This window comes from Lysinibacillus sp. NPDC093712 (assembly GCF_050280025.1).
In the GTDB taxonomy this organism is placed as follows: Bacteria; Bacillota; Bacilli; order Bacillales_A; family Planococcaceae; genus Lysinibacillus.
Map to the genome: position 1 here is coordinate 555,885 of NZ_JBNNUU010000002.1, position 25,741 is coordinate 581,625.

At 35.3% G+C, this 25,741-nt stretch carries 30 protein-coding genes and 1 pseudogene; 6 read left to right on the forward strand and 25 right to left on the reverse strand.

The genetic code is table 11. The annotated features are described in order from the left end of the window. Positions 1-118 precede the first annotated feature (118 nt). The 4 genes from ACQKNX_RS10235 to ACQKNX_RS10250 all read right to left on the reverse strand — a co-directional run bounded on the left by ACQKNX_RS10235 (position 119) and on the right by ACQKNX_RS10250 (position 3,079). Positions 119-544 (reverse strand): GatB/YqeY domain-containing protein, encoded by a 426-nt coding sequence (locus ACQKNX_RS10235; protein WP_427428785.1) that lies wholly within the window; start codon positions 542-544, stop codon positions 119-121. 68 nt (positions 545-612) lie between these two features. Beyond that, the gene (locus ACQKNX_RS10240) at positions 613-1,125 is read right to left on the reverse strand and encodes a hypothetical protein (RefSeq protein WP_427428786.1); all 513 of its coding nucleotides are present in this window, start codon (positions 1,123-1,125) and stop codon (positions 613-615) included. 131 nt (positions 1,126-1,256) lie between these two features. Next, complete coding sequence (locus ACQKNX_RS10245) at positions 1,257-2,288, reverse strand: DUF1835 domain-containing protein (RefSeq protein WP_427428787.1); 1,032 nt, start codon at positions 2,286-2,288, stop codon at positions 1,257-1,259. A 29-nt stretch (positions 2,289-2,317) separates the two neighbouring features. Continuing rightward, on the reverse strand, positions 2,318-3,079 hold the full coding sequence (locus ACQKNX_RS10250) for a formate/nitrite transporter family protein (protein ID WP_427428788.1): 762 nt from the start codon (positions 3,077-3,079) through the stop codon (positions 2,318-2,320). 280 nt (positions 3,080-3,359) lie between these two features. Between ACQKNX_RS10250 and ACQKNX_RS10255 the strand changes: the two genes are divergently transcribed. Continuing rightward, positions 3,360-4,355: a PLP-dependent cysteine synthase family protein gene (locus ACQKNX_RS10255; RefSeq protein ID WP_427428789.1), complete on the forward strand. Its 996-nt coding sequence runs from the start codon at positions 3,360-3,362 to the stop codon at positions 4,353-4,355. 78 nt (positions 4,356-4,433) lie between these two features. Here the strand turns inward: ACQKNX_RS10255 and ACQKNX_RS10260 are convergent, their stop codons facing one another. From ACQKNX_RS10260 to ACQKNX_RS10305, 10 genes are all read right to left on the reverse strand, one after another. Then, entirely contained in the window at positions 4,434-4,844 is a 411-nt protein-coding gene (locus ACQKNX_RS10260; protein ID WP_427428790.1) for a GNAT family N-acetyltransferase, read from the reverse strand. Between the two features lie 87 nt (positions 4,845-4,931). Beyond that, entirely contained in the window at positions 4,932-5,615 is a 684-nt protein-coding gene (locus tag ACQKNX_RS10265) for a VOC family protein (RefSeq protein WP_427428791.1), read from the reverse strand. Between the two features lie 117 nt (positions 5,616-5,732). Continuing rightward, positions 5,733-6,071: a cupin domain-containing protein gene (locus ACQKNX_RS10270; RefSeq protein ID WP_427428792.1), complete on the reverse strand. Its 339-nt coding sequence runs from the start codon at positions 6,069-6,071 to the stop codon at positions 5,733-5,735. Positions 6,072-6,136: 65 nt separating this feature from the next. Beyond that, positions 6,137-6,346: a hypothetical protein gene (locus ACQKNX_RS10275; protein WP_427428793.1), complete on the reverse strand. Its 210-nt coding sequence runs from the start codon at positions 6,344-6,346 to the stop codon at positions 6,137-6,139. A 43-nt stretch (positions 6,347-6,389) separates the two neighbouring features. Beyond that, entirely contained in the window at positions 6,390-6,878 is a 489-nt protein-coding gene (locus ACQKNX_RS10280) for a tetratricopeptide repeat protein (RefSeq protein WP_427428794.1), read from the reverse strand. A gap of 56 nt (positions 6,879-6,934) precedes the next feature. Beyond that, entirely contained in the window at positions 6,935-7,588 is a 654-nt protein-coding gene (locus ACQKNX_RS10285) for an SMI1/KNR4 family protein (protein ID WP_427428795.1), read from the reverse strand. A 370-nt stretch (positions 7,589-7,958) separates the two neighbouring features. Further along, positions 7,959-8,144 carry a hypothetical protein gene (locus ACQKNX_RS10290; protein ID WP_427428796.1) on the reverse strand — a complete coding sequence of 62 codons (186 nt, stop codon included), beginning with the start codon at positions 8,142-8,144 and terminating at the stop codon, positions 7,959-7,961. Between the two features lie 470 nt (positions 8,145-8,614). Then, positions 8,615-9,244 carry a DUF2306 domain-containing protein gene (locus tag ACQKNX_RS10295; protein ID WP_427428797.1) on the reverse strand — a complete coding sequence of 210 codons (630 nt, stop codon included), beginning with the start codon at positions 9,242-9,244 and terminating at the stop codon, positions 8,615-8,617. Between the two features lie 276 nt (positions 9,245-9,520). Then, positions 9,521-10,396 (reverse strand): alpha/beta fold hydrolase, encoded by an 876-nt coding sequence (locus tag ACQKNX_RS10300; protein ID WP_427428798.1) that lies wholly within the window; start codon positions 10,394-10,396, stop codon positions 9,521-9,523. A gap of 249 nt (positions 10,397-10,645) precedes the next feature. Next, positions 10,646-11,347 carry a hypothetical protein gene (locus tag ACQKNX_RS10305; protein WP_427428799.1) on the reverse strand — a complete coding sequence of 234 codons (702 nt, stop codon included), beginning with the start codon at positions 11,345-11,347 and terminating at the stop codon, positions 10,646-10,648. 389 nt (positions 11,348-11,736) lie between these two features. On the opposite strand from ACQKNX_RS10305, the gene ACQKNX_RS10310 reads away from it, so the two are divergent. Then, the gene (locus tag ACQKNX_RS10310; RefSeq protein ID WP_427428800.1) at positions 11,737-11,892 is read left to right on the forward strand and encodes a hypothetical protein; all 156 of its coding nucleotides are present in this window, start codon (positions 11,737-11,739) and stop codon (positions 11,890-11,892) included. Between the two features lie 594 nt (positions 11,893-12,486). Here ACQKNX_RS10310 and ACQKNX_RS10315 read toward each other — a convergent pair. Together ACQKNX_RS10315 and ACQKNX_RS10320 are read right to left on the reverse strand one after the other, a co-directional pair. After that, positions 12,487-12,723, reverse strand: a complete 237-nt coding sequence (locus tag ACQKNX_RS10315; RefSeq protein ID WP_172771587.1) for a hypothetical protein — start codon at positions 12,721-12,723, stop codon at positions 12,487-12,489. Positions 12,724-12,820: 97 nt separating this feature from the next. Beyond that, entirely contained in the window at positions 12,821-12,964 is a 144-nt protein-coding gene (locus tag ACQKNX_RS10320) for a hypothetical protein (protein ID WP_427428801.1), read from the reverse strand. Between the two features lie 482 nt (positions 12,965-13,446). Between ACQKNX_RS10320 and ACQKNX_RS10325 the strand changes: the two genes are divergently transcribed. Together ACQKNX_RS10325 and ACQKNX_RS10330 are read left to right on the forward strand one after the other, a co-directional pair. Then, positions 13,447-14,085 (forward strand): hypothetical protein, encoded by a 639-nt coding sequence (locus ACQKNX_RS10325; RefSeq protein WP_427428802.1) that lies wholly within the window; start codon positions 13,447-13,449, stop codon positions 14,083-14,085. A gap of 240 nt (positions 14,086-14,325) precedes the next feature. After that, positions 14,326-14,523: a hypothetical protein gene (locus tag ACQKNX_RS10330; RefSeq protein WP_427428803.1), complete on the forward strand. Its 198-nt coding sequence runs from the start codon at positions 14,326-14,328 to the stop codon at positions 14,521-14,523. Positions 14,524-14,541: 18 nt separating this feature from the next. On the opposite strand, the gene ACQKNX_RS10335 is transcribed toward ACQKNX_RS10330, so the two are convergent. The 7 genes and pseudogenes from ACQKNX_RS10335 to gpr form a co-directional block, all read right to left on the reverse strand. Further along, a complete protein-coding gene (locus ACQKNX_RS10335) occupies positions 14,542-14,691 on the reverse strand; it encodes a hypothetical protein (RefSeq protein WP_427428804.1) in 150 nt (49 codons plus the stop codon). A gap of 18 nt (positions 14,692-14,709) precedes the next feature. Continuing rightward, entirely contained in the window at positions 14,710-15,207 is a 498-nt protein-coding gene (locus ACQKNX_RS10340) for a M15 family metallopeptidase (RefSeq protein ID WP_427428805.1), read from the reverse strand. A 16-nt stretch (positions 15,208-15,223) separates the two neighbouring features. Further along, a pseudogene (locus ACQKNX_RS10345) lies at positions 15,224-15,673 on the reverse strand (phage holin family protein). Between the two features lie 403 nt (positions 15,674-16,076). Continuing rightward, the gene (gene lepA, locus ACQKNX_RS10350; protein ID WP_427428806.1) at positions 16,077-17,903 is read right to left on the reverse strand and encodes a translation elongation factor 4; all 1,827 of its coding nucleotides are present in this window, start codon (positions 17,901-17,903) and stop codon (positions 16,077-16,079) included. Between the two features lie 398 nt (positions 17,904-18,301). Further along, positions 18,302-20,185 (reverse strand): acyltransferase family protein, encoded by a 1,884-nt coding sequence (locus ACQKNX_RS10355; protein WP_427428807.1) that lies wholly within the window; start codon positions 20,183-20,185, stop codon positions 18,302-18,304. A gap of 601 nt (positions 20,186-20,786) precedes the next feature. Continuing rightward, entirely contained in the window at positions 20,787-21,632 is an 846-nt protein-coding gene (gene spoIIP, locus ACQKNX_RS10360) for a stage II sporulation protein P (RefSeq protein ID WP_427428808.1), read from the reverse strand. Positions 21,633-21,683: 51 nt separating this feature from the next. Beyond that, positions 21,684-22,700, reverse strand: a complete 1,017-nt coding sequence (gene gpr, locus ACQKNX_RS10365; RefSeq protein WP_427428809.1) for a GPR endopeptidase — start codon at positions 22,698-22,700, stop codon at positions 21,684-21,686. 163 nt (positions 22,701-22,863) lie between these two features. Here gpr and rpsT point away from each other — a divergent pair, with 163 nt between their 5' ends. Continuing rightward, the gene (gene rpsT / locus ACQKNX_RS10370; protein ID WP_172772128.1) at positions 22,864-23,112 is read left to right on the forward strand and encodes a 30S ribosomal protein S20; all 249 of its coding nucleotides are present in this window, start codon (positions 22,864-22,866) and stop codon (positions 23,110-23,112) included. 207 nt (positions 23,113-23,319) lie between these two features. On the opposite strand, the gene ACQKNX_RS10375 is transcribed toward rpsT, so the two are convergent. Together ACQKNX_RS10375 and holA are read right to left on the reverse strand one after the other, a co-directional pair. Beyond that, positions 23,320-24,354, reverse strand: coding sequence for an acyltransferase (locus ACQKNX_RS10375; RefSeq protein ID WP_427428810.1), 1,035 nt, complete (start codon positions 24,352-24,354; stop codon positions 23,320-23,322). Positions 24,355-24,411: 57 nt separating this feature from the next. Beyond that, positions 24,412-25,422 carry a DNA polymerase III subunit delta gene (gene holA / locus ACQKNX_RS10380; protein WP_427428811.1) on the reverse strand — a complete coding sequence of 337 codons (1,011 nt, stop codon included), beginning with the start codon at positions 25,420-25,422 and terminating at the stop codon, positions 24,412-24,414. 169 nt (positions 25,423-25,591) lie between these two features. On the opposite strand from holA, the gene ACQKNX_RS10385 reads away from it, so the two are divergent. After that, positions 25,592-25,729 carry a YqzM family protein gene (locus ACQKNX_RS10385; protein WP_340826450.1) on the forward strand — a complete coding sequence of 46 codons (138 nt, stop codon included), beginning with the start codon at positions 25,592-25,594 and terminating at the stop codon, positions 25,727-25,729. Positions 25,730-25,741 lie beyond the last annotated feature (12 nt).

Sequence of the window (25,741 nt, forward strand, 5' to 3'; positions counted from 1 at the left end):
CTGAAACAATTCTGAATTCTTCCATAAGAAGTCAGTGGTAGAACGCCAACGGCATTTAATAAATAAAATAAAGGATAGCTGACGAAACTACCACGTCAGCTATCCTTTTATTCCAATGTTAAATTAAACTTTTTACAACTTTAGAAATAACAGCACCTTCAGCTTGACCATTTAACAATGGTTTTGCAATTTTCATTGCGTCACCCATATTCATGCCTTTAGAAACTCCTGCTGCTGCTAATTTTTCAGCAATTTCTTCTTCAGTTAATTGTTTAGGGAGGAATGATTTTAATAGCACTAATTTTGCTTCCTCTTTTTCAATTAAATCCGCACGATCAGCATTTTGCGCACCTTCTAAAGCTTGATTCGTTTGCTTGACTTCACGATTAATAATAGCAATCTCCTCAGCTTGGGTTAAAGCTTCCCCCTTTTCCTTCTCCGCTGAATCTAAAGCTGATTTGACAAGTGTTAAAACACCTTTTGCCAAGACATCTTTTTCTTTCATTGCTTTTTTTAGTTGTTCAAATACTTCTGTTTTTAACATCAAGCTCACTCCTCAGTTATGGTCACGAATTGTCTATGATTATTGCACATAGTGACGACCGACACAATTTATTTTGCTTTCTTTAATTTTAACACATCAGCCTTAGTTTCTAATATTTCTAGGTTTAGCACATCCATCTTAGCATCCACTTTATCGATTATTTCACTAAGATTTTTTTCAATTGTGTCGATTTTTCCTTCTAATTTTTCCTCAACTGATTCAATTCTCTTCTCTAATCTTTTTTCAACCGAATCTAGTCTTGTTTCAACTGCCCCTAATCTTGTCTCAACCGAATCTAGTCTTGTTTCAACTGCCCCTAATCTTGTCTCAACCGAATCTAGTCTTGTTTCAACTGCCTCTAATCTTGTTTCAACCGAATCTAGTCTTGTTTCAACTGCCTCTAATCTTGTCTCAACCGAATCTAGTCTTGTTTCAACTGCCTCTAATCTTATTTCAACCGAATCTAGTCTTGTTTCTAGCGCCTCGATTTTTTGTAGAATCTCTGTTTTCACGCCTTGTACTTGTGTAGAAAGCTCCCAAATTGCTTGAAGAATCGCATTTTGATTGATTTCAGGATTCATTGTCAACTTCCTTTCTTTTAATTAATCTATTAATGCAATCTTTATATTCACTGATAAGTGTTACTAACTTGCGAGAGTCATTCTAACTCTTCTACAATATTTTAGCTATGCTTTTTAATGAAGTCAAAACTTCAAAAATTTAGATCTGTCAAGAAATTGTCTAGTAATTTCACTTCATAAAAACGCATCGCCTTTAAATCACCTCTATACGAAAAAACCCCTTGCTTAATTAGACATCTTACCCGATATTCAATCCATTCGTCTCCGGTATATTGCTGCATATGTCCAATCACTTCACCAATTAATCGTGCAGCCTTCTTATATTCCACTTTGCCATCTTCTTGAGACAAGCGAATTGCACATGCAATAATAAAATCATCATCTCGATGTTCGTTACCGCTGTTTAATAACTTTTCGCAAGCCCACGTTCGAATGATATGGACATCGTCTGATAATAAACGTTTACCTTCGTCACATAATTTTTGTTTTTTGACGTTATTTATTGGCTCCATCCCAAACTGCTCGTAAAAATTAAGAAGCGTTTCTCCATTTAATTCACCAGTTGTTCTTGGATAGTTATCTTCCGCTAAGCGCGGGGATATATTTTTTTCATGAAAAGCAGTGAACGTATCAATTACACGCACTGTATTCAATTTACCTTCTAGCATAGCTAGCACAAGTCGTAACCCTGTTTGCTCATGTGCATTTTGACATGTCCAAATCACAATATTCTGATGCGGTAAAATAAGGTTTATTTTTTCAACAGCAGTTAGCATACGTTGTCTATTATGTTCAAGACCATCATCTTCAGTATTGTATCGTTTCTGAAACCACGCAAGTCGTGCTTCAATACCCGACGCATTATGTAAATCTTTAATTGGCCCGATGGATAAATTATCTGGCAACACAATGATATCCTCTGTCTTTTGATAGCTCGTATTTCTGAATGCAGCTTTTAAACTTCCTCCTGGTGAATCACCAAATAGTATATGAACGGTTTGTGCTTGAATAGTTTTCATTTTATCCTCTGACATTTGCAGGATAACTTGTTGAATATCCTCACTCGATTTGCCATTTAATAAGGCTAAGAAAAGCATTGACTTCGCTTCGGCTTCACTCAATGTTTTTATTGCTTCTTTCATTCGAATAAAATTCTCGGGCATTTTCATTGCTCCTTTCTGTGACTCAATCTTTATTTCCTTGCGTTCACCCAATAGACAATGCCGATGATCGCACCGCCAATAATATTACCAATTGTGACAGGAACTAAATTTGCCACCGCACCACCAAGCGAAACAAGATCACCGTGTGGAATAAAGAGCGCGAGGCTAAAAAGTGTCATATTGGCAATGCTGTGCTCAAATCCCGATGTAATAAAGGGGAAAATACAACAGAAAATCATCGCTAATTTTGCTATTTCTGTTTTTAATTTATAAGTACACCATACAGCTAAGCAGACAAGAAGATTACATAAAATGCCACGACATAGCAGCGCGACAAAGCTTGCATTCATCTTGGACGTTGCACTTTTCTCGATATAAGTAGCTATATCGCCAACAGCAAGCCCTGCATAGAAGAACAACATTGCACCAAGTAATGATCCAAAAAAATTACCAATGTAGCTAAATAACCAAACACCGACCATTTCAAGTGGGGAAGATTTTTTCTCTAATGTACTTACCGATAATACGAAGTTATCACCCGTAAATAAATTCGCACCAGCCATCATGACCATACTAAGTGCTACACCAAATGCTAACCCCTGTACTACTTTCATACTTGGTGCACCCACAGGATCATATAATCCTCCAATTGTAACGATTAACAAAATACCAAAACCAATAAAAAGACCACCAGCAATCGCTTGCAATAAATAGTTAAAGGGTCTTTTCTTCATCATCGTTATTTTCATATTAGCTATCAAACAAACTGTTGCAATTGTTTCTTTCATCATGCTCATCCCCTGAATAAACATTAACTACATTTATCATATCGCATTTCGGAGTTCTGCCAAATTATCAATGTGACGATTTTTTAAAAAATGCTAAGTTTTGCACTACCTCTTTGCCTTACCAAAAATAAAGGGTTCCGTTTTAAATTGATTATTTTTTTCTATTAGTCAAACCATTCTTTCTATCAGGAAATGCATTGCTCATTTGCTCTTATAATGCTAAGATGCCACTAATTCCTATAAAACTAATTTGTTAAGTAGGTAAAAGAAAGGGGATGATTGAATGAGTCAAATTATTACCAATAAAATAAAGCAATCTATTACAGAATTAGTAGGTCATACACCGCTATTGGCGCTTAATCAGTACACGAAAGAACTACAACTTGAAGCAGAAATTATTGCGAAGCTAGAGTATTTTAATCCTGCCAATAGTGTAAAAGATCGTATTGCTAAAGCAATGATTGAGGATGCTGAAGCACGGGGTCTATTAACAAAAGACAAAACCATTATTGAAACGACAAGTGGAAATACTGGTATTGGGCTTGCAGCCATCGCAGCAGCGAAGGGCTATAAATTACGTATTTATATGCAAGATGGTGTAAGTGAAGAACGAACAAAAGTTGTGAAGGCATATGGAACTGAGGTTGTTCCATTTTCAGATGTGCCGGAGATGGTAGCGGCCTTTGAAGAAACAAATGGTGATTTTGTTGAAACAAGTAAAGTTTTTAGAGAAACTGTCGTTGATCAGGAGGAAAATGTAGTCTTTCTAAATCAGTTGGGCAACGAAGTAAATCCAAATATTCACGAACGCACAACCGGACCAGAAATTTGGGAGGATACAGATGGACAAATTGATATTTTCGTTGCGTCAATTGGTACAGGTGGCACAATTAGTGGTGTAAGTGCTTTTTTAAAATCCAAAAATCCTGCCATTCAAATTATTGGAGTAGAACCTGCTATTAACTCCATTGCTACAGTTGACAACCCTGATATTATTGAAATTACAGGTGTACATCGCTTTTCTGATGCGGAAGAAGCACGAGTGCCAGCAAATGTTCACCTTAATCGGATTGATGAAGTGCTAGAAGTAGAAACAGCTGATGCCTATGAAGCCGCTCGTACCGTTGCGAAGACGGATGGCATTTTAGTAGGTACCTCCTCTGGTGCTGCACTATTTGTTGCAACAACTCTTGCTAGACGACCCGAAAACAAAGGGAAGCGTATAGTCGTACTCTTTCCTGACACAGGACTGCGCTATTTATCTACCGATTTATTTTAATGCTAAAATGAAGGATGGAATCGTCATCTATCCTTCATTTTTATAAAGAAGTCTAGGAAAGCTCTCTTTGTCCACATATTACTCAAAAAATAACATCATTCCTGGAGCATCAACATCTCGTTCTGTAAATCCAAGTTTTTGATAAAAAGGTTGTTTGCCCTTAGCACAAGATAATTGAATCCATTTAATATTTTCTTTTTTACAATGTGCTAATAGAGCTTCCATAACAGTTGTACCAATTCCATTTCGTTGATACTCGGGATGCACCATTACATCGCAAATAAATGTTTGATAAATACCATCTGAAATAATTCTGCCATAGCCAACTAATGTTTGCTCAACATAAATTGACACACTATACCAGCTATTGCAAATGGCTTGAAATAATTGTTCGTACGTATACAGCCCCTTCGCATTCCAGCCGGTAGTTTGATGTAATGCCTGATACTCTTCAAACGTAGGGTTCGTTTCACTTATTATATACACCATCACTATTTCCCCCTAGATCATTTTGAATAAATATACAATAAATATCTTATTTATTCAATTAAAAGTTAGGAAATAATGATGGATTTATTAAGGTTGTGATATAGCGAAATCGCCCTTAGCATTTATGTATAGTTGTAGATGATTATCGACAATGATATCAATAGGACTGACAATTGCTTTTTTAGTAGAGAAATACCAAATTCGTTCACTAGGGCCGATTAATAAATGCACACCATCCTCGTAATTCCCCATAAATGTAAGCGCGTCTGTACGAATTTCTTCTCCCTTTAATGGCGTGATACCATATTCCTTTAAACAATCTGCCACAGTATGAATCGTATCCGTCGTTAAATTAATTTCAGCAATATCTAATACATGTTTAATTGAAAATGCATCGGTATGAACGCATGGATTTATCCCATGTCTAGCGATAAACTCTATTACATTACCTTCTGGATCATAAAAATAGCATGAATTCGCATCTAACGTTTTAAAATATACTTCATCGTGTTCATCTAAGCGTAATAATTGTACGCGAGCTTGTGCCCAACTTTTCGCTTGCTGAAACAAATTACTTGGAATATTGAGCGCAAAATGATATTGCTTTGCTACAGAAGCATCCATTGTTTCGAATTGGATGACGCTTTCCCCGGCTGCTATTTCAAAATAATGCTCCGCTTCTTCTAATAATTCAAAACCTAATATGTCACAGTAAAATGCCTTCAATTTATGTAAATCATGCGCGTATAGCTTCACTTTTGATATTTTCATCTTCCAGACATCCCCTTTGCATTTAATACATTTACTGTACTAAATAAATACTTAATGTACCTCATGCAAAAGAATGAACAATTTGAAAAGCAATTAAGGCTTAAAAACTTCATACCCCTATACGGGTATACGATCCCCTCTACTATTCGGTTGAGAGATTACCAAAAACTCTACATCTTCCTGTGAGTCATTACGCATTTGATGCGAATGAAGAGGGGGCACTTCAATTCCTTCATTCGCCTGCAATATAATCTGTTTTCCGTCTATTTCCATTGTTGCCTTACCGGAAAGCACAAAAAAGAATTGTTGGGCTTCATGATGATAATGACAAACTTCCTCTGTATTGGCCGGCATTCGTTCATGAATAACACTCAATTTATTATTTTTAACTAAATGCCAACCATTACACTGATTTCCCCAATGATAATGTTCTGCATGTTCTTTACTAATTTTCAACTACAACTACCCTCCTTCATTTTTCACTTAATAAAAAAGTCACGCTCATTTTTCGTGACATACTATCATTTAACTTTTATTTTTTCAACTGTAGCAACATATATAGATTCTTCATGCAATTTAATATATTGATACTTCGATTCCTTATAATACCCTTCATTTCTCAAATACGCTTTTAGCTCAGATTTTTTCTCGAAAACTTTTTCTTCATTCATTTCCCCACATTCTAAGTCATCTGTTTTTTTACTAATGTTCATCATAAAAAACTTCGTCATTTGTAAACCTCCTCCATTATAGTAGGATTAAATTGTTAACAAACTATTTCCAAACTTTATCTAATTGATTTGCATAGAAATTAATCGCATTTTTATAACTAAGTATTTCAGGGTCTGTTGTAGTTTCTGTCAGACATTGTAGTAAGAGCTCCATCGCTTTGTTATGTTTGTTTAAATTATATAAAGTCATTGCATAAAACACTTGTAACGCTTTATTAGTTGGGAATAATGTTATTCCTTCCAAAAAAACCTTTTCGGATTTTTCATATTCCCCTAACGTTCTATATGTACTGCCAAGTCCCAAGAACGCTCCCTCTAAATCTGTTCCAGATAACCCTTGCGTAATTGCCTTTTCATAGTAGGGAACGGCTTGTAATTCTTCTCCTAAAACATCAAAGCTCCATGCACATTGGTAATTCACGAATGCATCGTCAGGATATTCCTTTACCAGCTTTAAAAGTAATTGATTTGATTCTAACTTCTTATTATCTTTTCGTAATTGAATGGCTTTTGCTAGTTGTTCTTCGTACAATGTTCTTAGCTCCTTTAGCTGATCTACTCTTCTAGTCGTCGTTAGTGCACTTCAAATTAAATTGGTAATTTTAATAAACTTCTGAACATCTTCGCAGATTGACTTTCTGGTAAAATCCCACTTTGTGAATTTGATGTGAACGGTAACCACTGCCAATCTTCCCCTCCTGCAAATGCAACTCTTGACCATTTCTCCAAAAAATCAATAAAGTTGTCCCCTAATTTATAGCCATGGCCTTCACCATCATCATGGCTTAAATAAACGACACAAGCATCAGGACTATTATCAACAAGGTCAAATGCAAAATAATCTCCATTGCCTACCTCATAAAAGGCTAATGTATGATGCCACACTTTGTCATACTCATTATTTGGATTTGAAAAAACTTCTGTAACCCATCCATTTTTATCGTCATTGAGCTCTTTCAATAATCCTAAATCCCAGTGGAGCATCCCGCTAAAGATTCCATCCAATTCATCATCTAGTTGATAATCATCAGGAAAAACCCATCGAAAGTTACATGTTGATGAAAACTCTAACAGTACCTTTTTAAAACTTTCAGGAAGTTGGAACCCTAATTGGTTTTCACATTCTGCTATTAGTTGTAAAGACGCAGGAGCACCAATCATTACTTGCGATACATCTCCACCTATTGTATTCATTCGTTCCGCTATATTCGCAATTCGATGCTCGAACATACGATAATCCATGTTCATTCCCCTCTTTCCCTATTATCCAAGGACTGCAAAACTTTCCTATTCTTTTATCATAATACACTATTTGTAATTTCGGCAGTTACTATTTCTTCCATTATTTTGTATTGTGTTTACGATTTATTTTAGCAATAAAAAATGACCAGTTCACTATTTTTGTGCTAGTCTCTGGTCATATTTTTGATTTGAACATGTAGTCTTCTTACTTTTTTCGACGCCAATAATTAATTTTATGATCCAAATGGTCATTTTTAATTATGTTGTCTTTATACTTTTTTAAGCTGATAAACAATGCCAAAAATCAAATTAAACTGGATTGACAAAGGAAACCACCGTTTTCTATGCCAACATTCCTAAAAAATACCTATTAATATTTAGTCTCATGTTTGTATTCTTTGTAATCTTTATAGCCCAAAGGTATAGAAATAATTACTAACAAAGCCGCAATTAGATAAATAATCGTTTTTGTATTTGAAGATATAGTTAAATATGATGCAATACAGCTTATACTGACTGGGATTATCACTAAATAATGATATGGTCTTAATCTCATATCAACTTGCCCCCTTTACAAAAATCTTACCTTCTTCAAAGTTTGTAGTTAGGTTAACTCTCGACTTATAATAGCTCTCTTAACGATACAATACTATCATTGGTTAACTCTAAGCGACATAATCCTATAATAGAGCAATATAGCCTGATATTATTAGTATTTAAATTTAATAGTGAACTTAGTTATTAAATAGCTATACCTATACTACCTCGAGTTACCAATAATTTATCATTGATAACGATTCTCATTCAATAGTTAAATCACCTCATTTTTTATAAAATTTCGAAAATTTTTCAGTGAAATTTTGAGTATTATGTATCAAAACATTATCCTTTTATTAGCTTTTATTTAATCTTTTTTGTAAATATTCAGCTCTCCACCATTTTAAATAATTAATTTTATAGTTTAAAAATTTAATAAACAACAAAGAAGACCACCCAACATAAGTGGCCCTTTCCTGTCTTATTCAATTATTGCGCGCTAACTTGAAGCTTCCGTTGTATTATCCACTGTGCAACAATGAGATTAGGCACCCAACATAACCAAGAAATAATAGGATAACTAATTATAAAATTATCAAATCCAAATAATACAGTAAAGACTAAAAGCCAAATTCTCAATGTTACAGCAGCAAAAGTTAATGAATAATTTCGTACCATCCATTTTTGATGATCATAAATTTTTTGTTCTTTAATTTTAACAAGTGCTTGATAGCCAGTGATCATCCACAATATAGACAGTGCGCTAAAACCGAGCTGTGATACGAATCCCCCAGTAGCGTAAAATGCTAAATAAAGACCTGAAACACTGCCGAATAATATGCCAATTATATAAATTTTCCCTAAAATCCGATGTCGCTTTATATCCTTTTCTCTAAACTTTGAGAATAATGTAAAGGGACCTATAACTAATGCTAGTACACTAAATATAATATGGATATAAAGCATGGTAAACCAAAGCGAATCTAATGTATCTATAAACATATGTTTCATACTAACAAATCCTGCTTGATGTGCATCCAATATTAAATATTGAACAATGGAATAACTTGCTATACCAATAGCTAAACAACAAAAAATAAGCCAAGTTTTTTTATTCATTTTGCGGTCCCCTAAAATTAAATTTATCAAAGCAATTTCGTTTCTCAGTCCATAATGTAACATTAAATTTTAGATTGGTTGTTTTTAACATAGTAAGTGGTAATAAAATGTATATAAGAGGGCTTATATTATACATATCATTATGTTGGATTTAGTTACTATATGTAAAAAAGATTTATATATAAAGGTTTGCCGGTTGTTTTAAATTGTATCTGAGGAAAAGACTACCCATCACTGAGTAGTCTTTTCCTCGTTTATTCAACTTCTTTACAGCACTCAGTCCCTCCCCGCCTCGTAAAACTTCTGTGCTAACATAGCAGGTCTTGTACGTGTGTCCGTAAAGTGGTCACCATCGCCTACTATCAGGCGGAACTGTCCGAGTCGTCCAGACATATTCGGATGCCATCCGTAGCCCTCCCCTTGTGGCAAAGCATTGTCTTGGTAGAAATAAACGTAACTTTTTGGTATAGAGAGTGTGTAGAAGGCTTTAAGATCCAGCTTCTCGAATAGTGGCTTAGCAGGTTCTGGGGTGATGACCGCATACATCCTTTTGGCTTCTTGCAAAGTGGCAGTATTGACGAATGAATCCCGAAACAACGGAAATGGGAGCATGATTGTATCGTCGTTCGAAGCGATTCTGAGCTGCTCGAAACCTTGCCTCATTTGTGGAGGGAATGCGTCGGCAACGGATTCGCCATCTTGCAGTACAAACGCGTCCCAGAAAACGAGATGCTTTATGCGATCCGGTATCTGCTCTGCAACCTTTTGGATAACTGTTCCACCAAAGCTGTGCCCGACAAGAACAAAATTGCGTATATTCAACTGCTTAATAAAATCAACGATAGACTTTGTAATCATTGCATGTGTAACATTCTTGTTCGGGTCATTGCCGTGACCTGCATATTCCGGTGTATAAACGACATGTCCTCGACTACGAAGTATCATGGCTACACCGTCCCAAAAGTGAGCATCAGCCCAAGAACCATGGACAAGTACGAAAATCAGCCGTTGTTGTGCGTGTGAATAGGTGCTTGCATCCGATTCACACGCACAATTCCATTCATCTGAATAAGAGGAGGAATAATACCCCCAAGGCATTAAACTATAATTAGGATAGGAAAATGGATAATTTCCTTTTGGATACGGAAACATATACTAGACATCCTTTCAAATCGACATATAGTGTCAGCATATGCCCAACGTGAACGATAAGTTCCCGCACTCAAGCTGTCAAAACCAGCTTACTATTTGAGAATTATAGGCTTTCAAACAATAGTCTTTTGTAATAAAAACCCAGGCTCAAAATTACTTGAGAACCTGGGCTATTTTTAATTCTAAATTGGCGCTAAAACTATATAATTGTTGAATTACTTCCTTCGTCTAAGCTTATTCAGCTCAACATTAATAATCCGTTTGTGATTCCTTAAGCTCTTCGTTTTCATGCATAGTAGCTAAAGAATTTTCATCATTTAGTTCATTATCATCCGTATTCTGGATTTCTTCAGCAACTTGTTCTTGAACTGTTTGAATACGATCCTCTAAATCCGAAAGTTTTTCATATTTACTATCGATAAAAATCCCTCGGTCTGCATCCATCTCTAATTCACTGGAAAGACGATTTTGCTCTCGTCCTAATGAATTCTTTGTCAACTCTAGTGTTTTCACTTGTTCTAGTGAAACAGATTTTTCTAAAAGATTTTCCATTGAGTTGGATGGCTTTTCGTTTTTCAAATCCTGTTCATTTTGGTTTGTCGTTTTCTTTTGCTCATCCGTTTGCTGTTCAGCTATTTGCGCATCAATATCAGCTATTTGCTTTTCAAAATCTTTTAGTTGTTCTTTAATAGATGATAAGTCGCCGCCACTTTCTAACGTACGTTCACTCAGGTCACTTTTCATCTTTTGAATATTCTCACGTTGTTTCAGTAAACTTTCGATAAGACTTGTTTTAGCTTGCTGCCCTTTAAACAAATTACGAGCTTGTTGTCCAATTGTAAATGTATCTTTATGTACTATAAGATTTTGCTGAACCAATTTAGGCTTACTTGCTGATACATTTGACAGCTTCATGAAATTAGAAGAATTTACTTCATTCGTAAGTTTCATATTACATCACCTCTTGTAAATATATCGACCATTTATTGGCATTTTAAAGTAAAGAAAAATGAACTCTTCGATATGGCTTTTACATTTCAAATAAATAACCAGCTCCGCTATACATAGCTTTGCTGGTCATCATGCCATTGTTAAATGGTAATATTCAATCCAATATTAGGAGGAATTGATAGGGAACCTGAATCCTTACCATTTTGAAATTCCTTCAATCCTTAAAAGCTTTTATATCAATGTTACTTCGCATCTTCCATCTTCAGTACAGCCAATTAACACCACCTATCATGGAGTGGTCATAATAGAAAAATTTGTAAATTTGTAGTTGAAATAACCAAGGATAATTTATTGAGATAAGTTAAATAATATCTTTAGGAGGTGTTGAAATGAAAAGGGATAAAAAAGATACAGAATTTGCAACAGACGAGCCAACAAAACAATCAAATATTAAAAAACCTAATGAGCGTGACGGACATACTGAAACCACTCGCCCACCTGGAGACGTTAGAAATGCGAAAAAAAGTAAATCCACATCGTTATAATCTCTAAAGCTCGAAAAAGAAGGTAAGCTAAAAGTAGCTAAAGAACAGCCTAAAATGTTTTTAAAAAGTGTACTGCTTGAGAAAAAAGATGAACTTGAATCGCTTCGTAAAAAATAGAGACCTTACGATGAATAAACAAAAAGACCAGGTACTCACTAAACAATGAGCGCCTGGTTATTTATTACTTCAGGTATATATTAAAGTGTTTATCGATATAATTCTTTTTGATTCCATCGCAAATTGCTGGCACAATTTAATAACGTTGGCAAATCGATAGCATCCTACATACCCTAAAGGATATAAAATTACTTGTTTACCCTCTTTATACGTTGTTATTACTTCTAATCATCCATCTTCAGTACAGCCATGAAAGCCTCTTGACGCAAGGCTAGATTATAATAGATTATTTTATATCTTTTTCTATCCAGCAAACCTTTTATTATCAAGGGTTTGTCGGTTTATATTTACCGTATTGTATTTTTCTTTATCTCCTAGTATGTCATGTTTATTCTTTGAACACGGTGGCATGGAGGTGGCAAAAAACATTAAGATCACCCATCACGGAGTGGTCTTTACTTTTTAGTTCACACGAACTTATAGAATTATTTTATCACCAGGATTATCTAAATCCCTTTTTATATTTATGATAATAAGTATACGGTGTGACTCTTCAGTAACTCTCCCAATATCAACAATTTGTTGTATTTCTGCAATATCGTTTGTATATTGTTTTTGGGAATCTCTTACTTCCATAACTTTTTGTCCTAAATCAGTATCTCCCCAGCGAACCACGTTGAGTTCTATCACTAGTTGGTAACTTTGTAAATTCAATTCAATCGCCCCTTTAGTTTATTACTGTGCATTTTTACCAATCTGTTTTAATAATACCTTCAAACAACTAATATTTGATAACTTTTTACACTTGAATTTAAACAGCCTTACCAATCGTTCTTAGTATCTCAAGGAATAATGGTGACATCTGAATTAATTCATATCCTAATCCAGCATTCATAATCGTATCCCATTCTCTTTCTTTATTTCCTATCATAAAGAAGAAACATGCACCTACCATGATAATCGAAGCTACCTGAAAACTAATTTTAAAGCATTTACAGATATTATAGCTACTGAATATACATCAGTAAATGATGTAGCAGGCACTACAGTCTAAGAGATAGATTGTTGAATACTGTATAAAGTGGCTTCTTCAGTAATATTGAATGGATGGCATCCAGCCATTTTAAATCACCAGATATTCTGCATCCAATTTATTATATTAATATTGAAGGTAATAAAAAAAGGCAATAATAATGCTGATAAATACACATACTACTAAGTTTTTAAACAATACTTTTTTATTTATTGTAGTATTATTTATTATTTTTTCAGTCACTAAGTTTACTACTAAAACTATTAAAAATACGACAATAAAATTATACAAAAATACCATAAAAACCATCCTTTATGTTTATTTTTCCAAAAATTACTTGAAATTAATGTTTTTTTATAATAACATTGGTAATTGAAACAGACAATAGAAAGGAAGAAATTATTATGAAAAAATTAAAATTAGGTGTTGCTTTTATTGCTAGCTTTTTGCTACTTTTTGCTTTTAGTTTAATTAATAGTGAAAATGCAAAAGCTCAATCGGTAGAAAATGCTTTAGATCAAAATCAACAAGATGCTGTTAATTTAGCTTTAGATGAAATAATAGAAGAAGTGAATAAACAAATCGAAGAAGGAAAAAATGATATTGTTGAATATCGTTATGTTCCTGAAGTTAATGATTTTGTTAGTATTAAATTTTCTACTGAAAATGTTTCAGATGATGAAGATTTAGAGACAAATAAACTAACAAGAGCTACATCAAGCGGAATTCAATCATATAAAGCTGATGTAAATGGGGTATCATTTACACATACATTATTAGGAGACTTTACATATGCTGGTGGTAAAGTGACACAAGCTTCAAAAGATGTATTAGCGAGTGGATTTCTTTTTTCTCATGATAAATCTTCAAAAATTACTAAACTAGATCCTAGCGTTTGGCAAGTTTCTAGTACAGTTGCACATAAATATTTAGGTGTCGTAGGTGGAATTACTGGCACAGGATATACAAGCTATATAGTAATTAATTTATATGGTAGTGGTAATGCAACTTTAGTTCGTGCTAACTATAGTTCTGGTGTGTAAAATTATTATTCATAAAAGAGAGTAGCAATTGCTACTCTTTTTTTAGTTAGAATAGAAATAAATTTATTTTTTGACGTCAGTCATTAAAGAGTAGAATTTCAACAGTATTCTATTTACCTGTATATTCACTGATAATTTAAACAAAGGCTACCTCAATCAGCGAGGAAGCCTTTTCCTTTTTTGGCGAAAATGTTATTATTAACATTAATCAATAATAAATAATATTAGGAGGAATTATTAATGAAAAACTTGATACTTAGCTTTTTAAGTTTAGCAATCGGTTTAACAGTAGGAATTTTAATTATTAATAATAATCTCGATATAACTAATACAATCGTCCTATTATTAATTTTAATATTAGCAATTGCATTATTGATTGCTGTATTATTTAGAAATTATAACTTAAAAAAAAATAAAAAAAAACCAGGCTCAATTTAATTGAGTACCTGATTTTTTTTATTTACTACGTCGTTGTTGTATTGTAATGTATAAACCAATCAAGCAATCCGTTGTCATCACACCATTTTGTAAATCCTTCAAGTGTGAAGCTTGAATAATTCCTTCCTTTACCGCCTGAGCAATAAAGTTTTCTGTCTCAGTTTTCATAGCTGGTGAACCCGGATTCTAATTTGTATTTGCCACTGTAATTTCCTCCTTCTTGTCTTCCACAATTAATTGTACTTGCCCTTTGCTATTAGTCGGAACAGTTACTTGTCCTTCTAATTTGTAGCCTTTAGGCATTAACCAAGTTGGTTTCACTTCAAAATGCGATCGGCCAATACTGCCTATCCAATCACCGCCCCAAGTAATGCCTAGTTTTCGTGCAATAGCCCCTACTCGATTTAATGTAACGACATCATACAATGACTGTGGAGGACCAACCGCAATATCCCATGCTAGTCGTAATTCATGATTACTATTTAGTGTCGACGTAACAATCTGTCCGGGTCGCGTTCTCCCTTGTGCATACAAATAATTTTGCCGTTCCTGTGAGCAATATGATTCAGTATTGAAGATGTTTTTAATGCCAGCCTTGTAGCACTCCTGAAATAGTAAACAGGCTATTTGAGCTGCAGGCAATAGTTCAAATAAGTCTCGGCATGTAGTTGTTACGCTTGTCATCACTTCTCACCATCTTTCAATTCACTATCTTCCCTGCTAATTCCTCTAAAATTTCAGTACCAAAGCTCTCTTTTTGCTGCTTCTCGCCTTCAATCACTTTTAACTTTTCAGCAAGGTTTGTCGGCACTAGGACACCTAATTCAGCCATATTTTCAGTTATGGATAATGCTTCATTCACAATGTAGAATAGCACCGTCGCAAACGTTAGCGTGCCGTTTAAAGCTAGTACTTGGTCAACAATGTTCGCTGTGATAATAACAATTAAGACTAACAACTTACGCGCATAACCAAAGAGGCTTTTACGACTCTATAAGTTACCGTTTTTCGTTACCTTGAAAAGCCCTGTTATGATGTATAACCCCATTAATAAAAGTAATAGGTGTAGAAATTTAACCCCACCAAATAAATATAAATGTGCTACTTCTAAATATTGCAAATCCCATAAGCTCACGCTCCTTTTTTGCATAATAAAAGCCCTCCACAATTATCTGTGGAAGGCATAAAATCAATGGTTATTTATTTGACTACAAGCAACTGTTAGCCAAAAGCTAATTGTACTAATAAATATGTTAATCGGATGTTCATATACAACTTGTATTTCCTCACCTCGTTTTTGTCATAAAAAATAACGCTAAGCTATGCTTGCGTTTTCTGTGCGTCCACATAGTCGAGCTGCCGTAACAGAAGATCGCTATGTCCATCTCACTGAGAAAATGGCCAGAGATGCTGCGAACATCTTTGATTCATTTGCTCAAGATATATAAAAATTATTAACGTATTTTTTTATGGTGGGGAAATGGTGGGGAGCCCCACCATTTAACCCTAAATTAAATTATCTAAATACGTTATAAACCCTTACCACTACTGAGTTACTTCGAATCATCCATCTTCAGGACAGCCATGAATGCTTCTTGTGGTACTTCGACTGAACCGACTTGTTTCATACGTTTTTTACCTTCTTTTTGTTTATCAAGAAGTTTACGTTTACGGGAAATATCCCCACCGTAACATTTTGCTAAAACGTTTTTACGCATCGCTTTAATCGTCGAACGAGCAACAATTTTTTGTCCAACAGCGGCTTGAATCGGTACTTCAAATTGTTGACGTGGAATTAATTCTTTTAGTTTTTCTACAATGATTTTGCCACGCTCATAAGCAAAGTCGCGGTGAACGATAAAGCTTAGTGCATCGACTTGCTCAGCATTTAATAGGATATCCATCTTCACTAGTTTTGAAGGCTGGTAACCGATAAGCTCATAGTCAAATGATGCATAGCCTTTCGTATTTGATTTTAAATAATCGAAAAAGTCATAGACAATTTCAGATAATGGCATTTCATAAATGATGCTGACACGTGAAGTATCAATATAATCCATCGTCATGAAATTACCACGCTTAATTTGGCAAAGCTCCATTACCGCACCAACATAATCATTTGGCACCATAATTGTCGCTTTTACATATGGTTCTTCTACACGGTCAATTTTTTGTGGATCTGGCATGAAAGATGGGTTATCAACTTTAATAGACGTACCATCTGTCATATGCACATCGTAAATTACAGATGGAGCTGTTGTAATTAAATCAATGTTAAATTCACGTTCAATACGCTCTTGAATAATTTCCATATGAAGTAGTCCTAAGAAGCCGCAACGGAAACCGAAGCCAAGCGCTTGCGATGTTTCAGGTTCATATTGTAATGCAGAGTCATTCAGTTCTAATTTTTCTAATGCATCACGTAAGTCATTATATTTAGCAGTATCGATTGGATATAAACCACAGTACACCATTGGATTTAAACGGCGGTAACCTGCTAACGGCTCTGTCGCTGGTCGATTCGCAAATGTTACCGTATCCCCAACGCGCGTATCCCCAACGTTTTTAATAGACGCTGTTAAGTAGCCAACATCTCCAACTGTTAACTCCTCTTGTGGTACACTTTTCGGAGTATGTACGCCGACTTCAATAACATCAAATTCTGCACCTGTCGCCATCATGCGAATTTTATCGCCCTGTTTAACCGTACCATTCATAATTCGAATGGAAATGATAACTCCTTTATAAGCATCATATACAGAATCAAAAATAAGTGCTTGTAATGGTGCCTCTGGATCACCTGTTGGTGCAGGAACCTTTTCAACAATTTGTTCTAAAATATCTTCAATGCCGATACCAGCTTTGGCAGAAGCTAATACCGCATCAGAAGCATCTAAGCCAATTACGTCTTCGATTTCTTGGCGAACACGTTCTGGATCTGCTGCTGGTAAATCGATTTTATTGATGACTGGCATAATTTCTAGGTCGTTATCAAGTGCTAGGTAAACGTTAGCCAGTGTTTGTGCTTCGATGCCTTGTGCTGCATCCACAACTAAAATAGCGCCCTCACATGCAGCTAAACTACGTGATACTTCATATGTGAAATCGACATGTCCCGGTGTGTCGATTAAATGGAATGTATACACTTCGCCATTTTTGGCTTCATATTTTAATTGGACTGCATTTAACTTAATTGTTATGCCTCGCTCACGCTCTAAATCCATTGAGTCGAGTAGCTGTGCTTTCATTTCACGGGATGTCAATGATTTCGTTTGCTCTAAAATACGGTCAGCAAGCGTTGATTTCCCGTGGTCAATATGTGCAATAATAGAGAAATTTCGAATATTCTCTTGTCTTTTTAATCGTGCTTCTGGGTTCATCTCTTCCACTCCTAATTAAACTATAATGAATTATACTATGAACCATATACAAACCACAACATTAGAACGGCATAAATGCTGTTAAATCAATGGTTACTCTTATTTATGTTTGTTATTTTCTGCGAATCAATGCATAAAAAAGCACCATATTGAGGCAATTAAGCTAAAAATGGCTCTCTATAAAGAACACATAAAATATGGCGAGTGTGTGTACAAAATTGGTCATTATTAAATTAGTTATTAGAAAATGAGAGCAAAACATTCCTACTATTTTATATTTAAAAACAAAAGAGAGACCAGCAACTATATTTTAAGCTGCTGGTCTCTTTGTATCTTATCATTACCTGAAAGTTAATCTACTTGAAGTAGATATATGGAGGCTAAATTGGCAGTTAACATTAAACATCATTCTTATGTGCATCGACTGCTTGCTGAATAAGGCTAGATAAAGCCTCTACCCCTTTTGGTTCTAAATGTACACCGTCCGGAGCAAAATACTCGGGGTGGTTAAGCGCTGTTGAATGCCAATCAATTAATGTAATATTGTTATACTCATGTGCTTTATTTGCTAAAGCATTATTCACTTTTGTTTCCCATGGACGTGGTACACGTGTATTCACTAAGTAAATTTGCGCTTGTGAAAACGCGCCAAGGAGAGTATCAATCTGGTTATTTGTAAAATAACCATTTGTGCCTAGTTGAATAATGACTGCTTTATTTGGTTGATTGAAACGAGTGTAACTAGGAACTAATTTAACTGCTTGTGAGACTTGTCTCCCGATTTTCCCATCGATTGTAATGTTAGGGTATAGCGTATGTAAACGCGTAGCAATATCAATCATAACTGAATCCCCGATAGCTAAAAGTTCTTTATACGGTTCTTTCATAGGATTTACACTTGGCTCGTCTTTTTCTAGTTGAGACGTTTCGTCGTTATTTTCCACAGACGTTCCTACTTCTTCCTCGGCCTTATTTTTTTCTTGCGTATCTTTAGCAGAATGCTGTTCTTCACCATTTATTTTAATATTTGTAGGATAATTCTCCTTTGTATCCTGTTGTGCTTCCCCTACTACCCCTGTAATACCAGTAAAGAATACTAAAATGAATAGCGGAATAACAGCAGTTGCTATTTTTCTTGCAATCGAAAAATTTTGCCACTTGCTCGGATTGATGACCCAATATTTTCGGAAATATGTTCGGAATCCTTGTTTACGAATCGGCATTTCAATAAAACGATACGATAATTCTGCGACGATTAATATTAACACAAGCTGTAAAGCGACACGCCAATACACTGGATTTCCTATTTCATGAACAGGAGTGGTTAGCACTATAATTGGGTAATGCCAAAGATAAATTCCATATGATCTAGAACCAATCCAGCAAAGTGGTTTCCAAGAGAGTAGTTTCCCTAAGAAACTAGCTGGATGACAAACACAGGCAATTAATAGCGCGGCATTAATACAAAATAGGAACATGCCTCCTCTATATAAAAATGCTTGGTATTCATCTACATACAAAATACTGGCAATAGAAATAATAAAGGTGATGACACCAATACTATTGAGCTCATAAACATGCTTGGCAGAAAGCTTTTTAGTAGAAAGTCTTTTCATCGGCCAAACGAAGGCAAGCCAACAACCGATTAGTAATTCAAATGAACGTGTATCTGTCCCATAATAAATACGACTTGGATCAGCTCCAGGCTGAAATAGGATAGCCATGAGTAATGCTGAACAAATTGCGCCAATAAAAATAATGTTAGAAAATTTACTTTGTTTTTTAAATATAGACAAACCAATGATTAATACAATTGGCCAAATAACATAAAATTGTTCCTCAATTGCTAAAGACCATAAATTTTTCAAAGGGGAAGGCGACCCAAAACTATCAAAATAGGATAGTTTGTGATAAATAAACCACCAATTACTAGAATAAAAAATGGAGGATAGGGCATCTCCTCGCAACGTATTTAAAAGCTCTTTATGAAATAACATCACCCACACGAAAGTGGTCATTATCATGACATATGCAGCTGGAACTAGGCGTCGAAAGCGTCCAATCCAAAATTTACGCAAATTGATTGTTAATTGCTCACCTTGCATCGGTAAAATCGTTGAGGTGATTAAGTAACCTGATAATACAAAAAATATATCAACTCCGAGGAATCCTCCACTGGCCCATCGAAAGTTAAAATGATAAGCAATTACAGCTAATACTGCTAATGCTCTAATCCCATCTAATCCCGGGATGTAACGATGATTCAATGTCTTGCCTAACATACTGTTTCCTCCAATAAAATGTAAAACCCTTTTAACATTATTTAGTTTAAAAAATAGTGTGTATGCTGCCTAGCCTCTGCCCCTTTTCTTTTATTTCCATTACTATTATTAAAGACGAATGAGCTACCTAAAAAGGTTAACCATTTTCTAAAACAAAAAAATTTTCACTGAGAATTTTTATCTCTGTGATTTGTATAAATACCCCAAAAACTACAAATGTATGTATAAAATACTTTACTTTTACATTAAAATTCGTAATATTAACCAACGAAAAAAAGCATCTGCCCATAATGGTAGATGCTTTTGAAGCGGTTTTTTCCATTGATGTACACCATCGAAAATTGCCCGATTCAATAAGGCGTATGAGCTGACTTGAAAAGTATAATGCAAGGTAAAAACAATTGAAAGACCTCTGAAACAAAAAATTTTAGGTAATTTTTTCAATAGTCACCCTCACTTACCATTCATTCCCCTACATGGATTACATCAACTCATTTTCATAACAGTGACAACGACGAAGGCATCGCATGGATATGATTATTTCATTAATAACTAGCTATCTCAAATGTTTCTAAAATATAGAATGACAAGACGCTAGCTTTTAACTTTTTGATTCAGTCACAAAGCTTTTAGCAATTGCTTTTCCAATTACAGCAATTGTACGATTTAATTCTTCTTCTGTATTATCTATTCCACCTAATTCAATTAAAATCATTTCTTTGGCTAAATCTTGATTGTAACGACCATCTACATTGTCACCACTTTTAGATATAACCCCTCTTGAAACCTTCGGCACAATTTCATTCATAGCAGCAGAGAGACTTTCTGCATAAGCAGTATTCCATCTGTAATTTTTATGTTCTGCCCCCACAACAATGGCAATACGTGCATAACTTTCATTGTTATGTGTAATAGTTGTCGTATCATGCTTGGCTGAATCTCGATGCAAATCAATCACTAAATTATAAGATTGTTCCTTTAAACGATTTGCTAAATATGGACGTACTGTGTTGTAAGCTTGCGGAAAGGTTTTGCCTTCAGATTTCATTACCTTCATGACATCAACATCTAATACATCTGTCTGTATTCCGTTCATGCTAAAATGCTTGGCAATCGCACCTTGTAAATTATAAATATTTGTCTTCTCATCATAAACGTCTGCTTTCCCGCTTACCGCTTTCACCATTGGTTGGTAGGCTTCTTGTGAATGCGTAAATAACAATAATACTTTAAAAGGATCCTGCTGTTCTTCCGTCTGCTCTTTCGTCAACTCTAGTGCTGTTTGTTCAGGCAAATTAGTAGCGGCAAACACGACTTGTTTATCCTCTGGTTGCTTGATCGGAGTCGATGCTTGCTTGTTGAACGGAAGTTGCCCAGCAATGACTGGTAATACGAAAAAGAACAATAATAGACCAATTGACCATTGTAGTTTTTTTAGCAAAGTCACACCCTCCTCCCCTTATCGTATGGAGGGGATGTGTCTTTTAGAACGATGATTTTATAGATCGTTTGCCCAATTCATAAGCATAGTTGAAATGATTGTTGCATACTTATCTATCCAATAATCTGCTTCTTTTGGTGTCACCATTAACTGTGCATGTGAAGCGGCAAATGTCTCTTCAAAAAGCTGTTGACGCTCCTCTTTTGTCCAAGTTGCCCATTCACCAAAAATCGGTGTTACAAGGGACATATCTAGTTCTTTATTAATGTCTGGTCGCCAAGAAGATAAGGATAATTTAGAAGAAGGTTTTCCACGTTCCGCAACACGTGCAGCAATAGAGCGTAGCATCACCTCTACTGCATCAGCAATTAAGACTGGCGCATCAACGACTGTTGGAATTCCAATAGCAGTAACCGGGATACCTAGCATCTCATAAGAAATTTCCTTGCGCTGATTGCCGACACCTGAGCCAGGATGAATACCTGTATCAGTAAGTTGAATTGTTTTACATAAGCGATCACTTGCTCTCGTTGCGAGTGCATCTACTACTATAATTAATTTTGGTTGCAGGCGTTCTGCCAATGCTGCTACAAATTCACCTGTTTCATATCCTGTTTGTCCTGTTACCCCAGGTGCGTACATGACAAATTTGTCATCGATTTGCTCTAGACTATGCAAGTGATCAATAACATAAGGTCCAATGGCATCTGGCGTAATCGTTCTATTGCCAAGACCTATAATTAATATTTTGTCATCTTCCTTCCAGGCAATTGATTCATGCATTGTTTTAAAATTTTCCAACAATGCTTTCTCAAGCTGTTCGAATCCATCTTCATCCTCTAAAGTAAGCGTTGGGACGGAAAGGGTTATATATTTCCCTTCCTTTTTGCCTATTTGTTTTTTGCCCTCAGCATTTACTTGGACATCGGTAATTTTCACACGCCCTGCAGTTTTGTCTTCAATTTGAACCCCACTTGATTGTTCAAGTGTATCTTTTTGTTCCTTCGTTTGATGTAAAACTACCTCTTCAGATTCATCAATTAAATCAGTACGCTGCCAATTTAAGTTTTGCATTCAGTTCACCTCAAATTGTAGTTTGTTCAAACTGTCAAGTAAATATTCTTTGCATTTATCTATTGCAATTTAGCCTAGCGTTTGTTAAAATGATTTTTGTTGTATTGACACAAGAAATCAATGAGAAGATATCATCTCGTACCTATTTTAGGAGGTGAAAGATATGCCAAACATTAAATCTGCGATTAAACGCGTAAAAGTTAACGAAAAAGCTAACGCTGCTAACACTCAAGCTAAATCTGCAATGCGTACTACAGTGAAAAAAGCTGAAAACGCTGTTGCTGCAAACGCTGAAAACGCACAAGAACTTTTACAAGCAGCTTACAAATCTTTAGATAAAGCAGCTTCAAAAGGACTTATCCACAAAAACGCGGCGGCTCGTAAAAAGTCTCGCCTAGCTAAAAAAGCGTAAGTGTTTATTAAGGATCAGTTTACTCTTATGAGTAACTGGTCTTTTTTCATTTCTAATTTTTTATCAGTAATTATAAACAAATAAAATCCGCCTTGCTACTGCGGGATAAGTAAAAGCACGAAACATTCGTGCCTTACTCACCCGCTAAAAAGCAAAGCGGATTTTTAAACGTTCAGAAATATTCGTTTATCTGTTCGATTTTCCCTACTAAATCAGCCTTTTTAACAATGGTATTTTCTGTATAATCCACACGATAATTGTAGATAACACTAAAATGATTACTACCTGCAACGGAATCGCCATAAGCGGCTTTACAAAGAGCTCATTTCCTTCAAAAAAGTGCGGACGGACTTTATCTAGAATCATCGCATGTACTAAGTAAACACCAAAGCTTGTTTGTCCAATTAGCTTGACTATCCCACTTGTTTCATAGCTTCCTCTTGCAACTTTTCGATTGACCCAATATTTCACAAAAACAAAAAGTGCAACACTCATCGCAATAACATTAGGGCTGGAATACGAAAATGCATAGCCTGAAAATTGTCCTTGCTGCTCTGTCAATGTATTTGTGCTCCAAATCGTTTCAAGCGCACCAATTATCCCTAACATGTAAATTCCGACACGCCATTTTTTCGATAGCTCAAATTTCGCTAAATAATAGCCTAGTAAAAAGAAGCCGATATACTCACTTAAAGGGAAAAACAGTGTAAATTCATTACTCACGATATATGAATAATAACGGAATACCCCATAAAATAACATCCACAGAACAATCACATAGCCTATCATTTGTTTAGAGGCATGATTAACAAAAATATTAAAAACCGGCGCTAGTAGATAAATACCAATAAGCGCATAAAAATACCACAAATGATAGTATATCTGATTATTAAAAAACATGATTAGAAATTCTTTTAACGAATATCCTGGATTCCACATATATGTTGCCCAGGCATAATAAATAATCGACCAAGCAATGAAAGGTAATAAAATTTTATTGGCACGTTTTTTAAAAAAAGTGCTTAAAGATTCTTCCTTTCGACCAAGTAAAAGCGCCCCACTAATCATTAAAAAAATGGGCACACACCATCGTGATAAAGCATTGTATACAATGCCTGTTTGCCAATCAAAACTAGATATTTTGTCATAAAGTACGACATAAGGAGTCGCAGCATGTAAAAGTAATACGCCTATAATTGCAATGGCACGTAGGCTATCCATGTACTGAATTCGTGTTTGCACGTTCAAAAACCCCCCACGACATTATATAACCATTCATGCCCAACTAGTAAATATTTTTTACAGTCTGCGCAGTAAAAATAGTTCTAAATAACGCTCGCGGTTCCCACCTGCTGTTTTTAGCTGTAAATCAACCTCAGCTAATTGGTACAAAGCCCTCAATAAGCTCTCTTCAGATGGACGGTTTCGCTGCTCAACCATTAGCTTTACACGATAAGGGTGGATTTTTAAATTTTTTGCAATTTGCTGTGGATGGTAGCCTTTTTTCAGCAAGTAAAAAACATTCGACATCGTTCGCACATTTGAGGCAAGAAGACCGACTAGCATAATTGGCTCCTGTTTTTGTCTCAATAAATCATGGTAAATTGTCAATGCTGCTACTGGGTCGTTTGCCAAATACGCGTTTAACATTTTAAAGGCATCTTGTTCTAGTGTTTTCGCTACTAAATCCTCCACTAGCATCGTTGTAATTTCTCCACCATCGCCTACGTATAATGCAAGTTTTTCTATTTCCATCTGAAGTTGTAGCATATTTGATCCAACCATTGAGACAAGCTGCTCAATAGCACTTTGAGTAATTGTATTGCCCTGCGCTTTTACAAGCCCTTGAATCCACACTGCTAAATCTTGTTCTTTCGGTGTTTCTGCTTGGACGATGAACGCATGCTCTTTCATCATTTTCGTCACTTTTTTTCGTTCATCCAGCTTTTCATATGGGGCAATAAAGACCGTCACCGAAAAATCTGAAGGGTTTGCAAGCCATGACTCTAATCGTTTAACATCGTGATCTATTTTTTCCTTACCTTTTTCAGTTGCCTTTAAAAACGACGCATTTTTAGCAATTACAAGCTTCCGTTCTGAAAAAAACGGGATTGTATCCGCCTCATCTATAACAACATCAACCGGCAACTCTTCCAAATCAAAAGTGCTCATTTCAATCTCTTCTTCATTACCAAGTGCTTCTTTTAAACGTTTTACAGTTTCATCTATAAAATAGCTTTCTTCACCAATAATCAAATACACTGGCGAAAGCTCACCTTTTTTTATTTTGTTCCAAACCGTCGAAATCATAATATTTTTACCTCCATATAGCAATACTACTAGTATACATGATTTAGTTTCGGTTGTGACTTTGAGCTAAATTGTGTCCATTCGTTGCCACAGTTGGGAATTCATCTTTTCGATATAGCTTTTATGAAAACGATGTCTTATAATTAGTAACAGAATTGGAGGGATGACAATGAATCCATTTGAAGGTAATAATATACAATGCAAACGTAACGATGCTATCGATTCAGGCGTTGGCTTCGGCGTATCATTTGGGGTCTTCACTATTATGTTCATCATCGCAGTAATAGTAGACTACGCAAGCATGTAATCTACCTCTTAT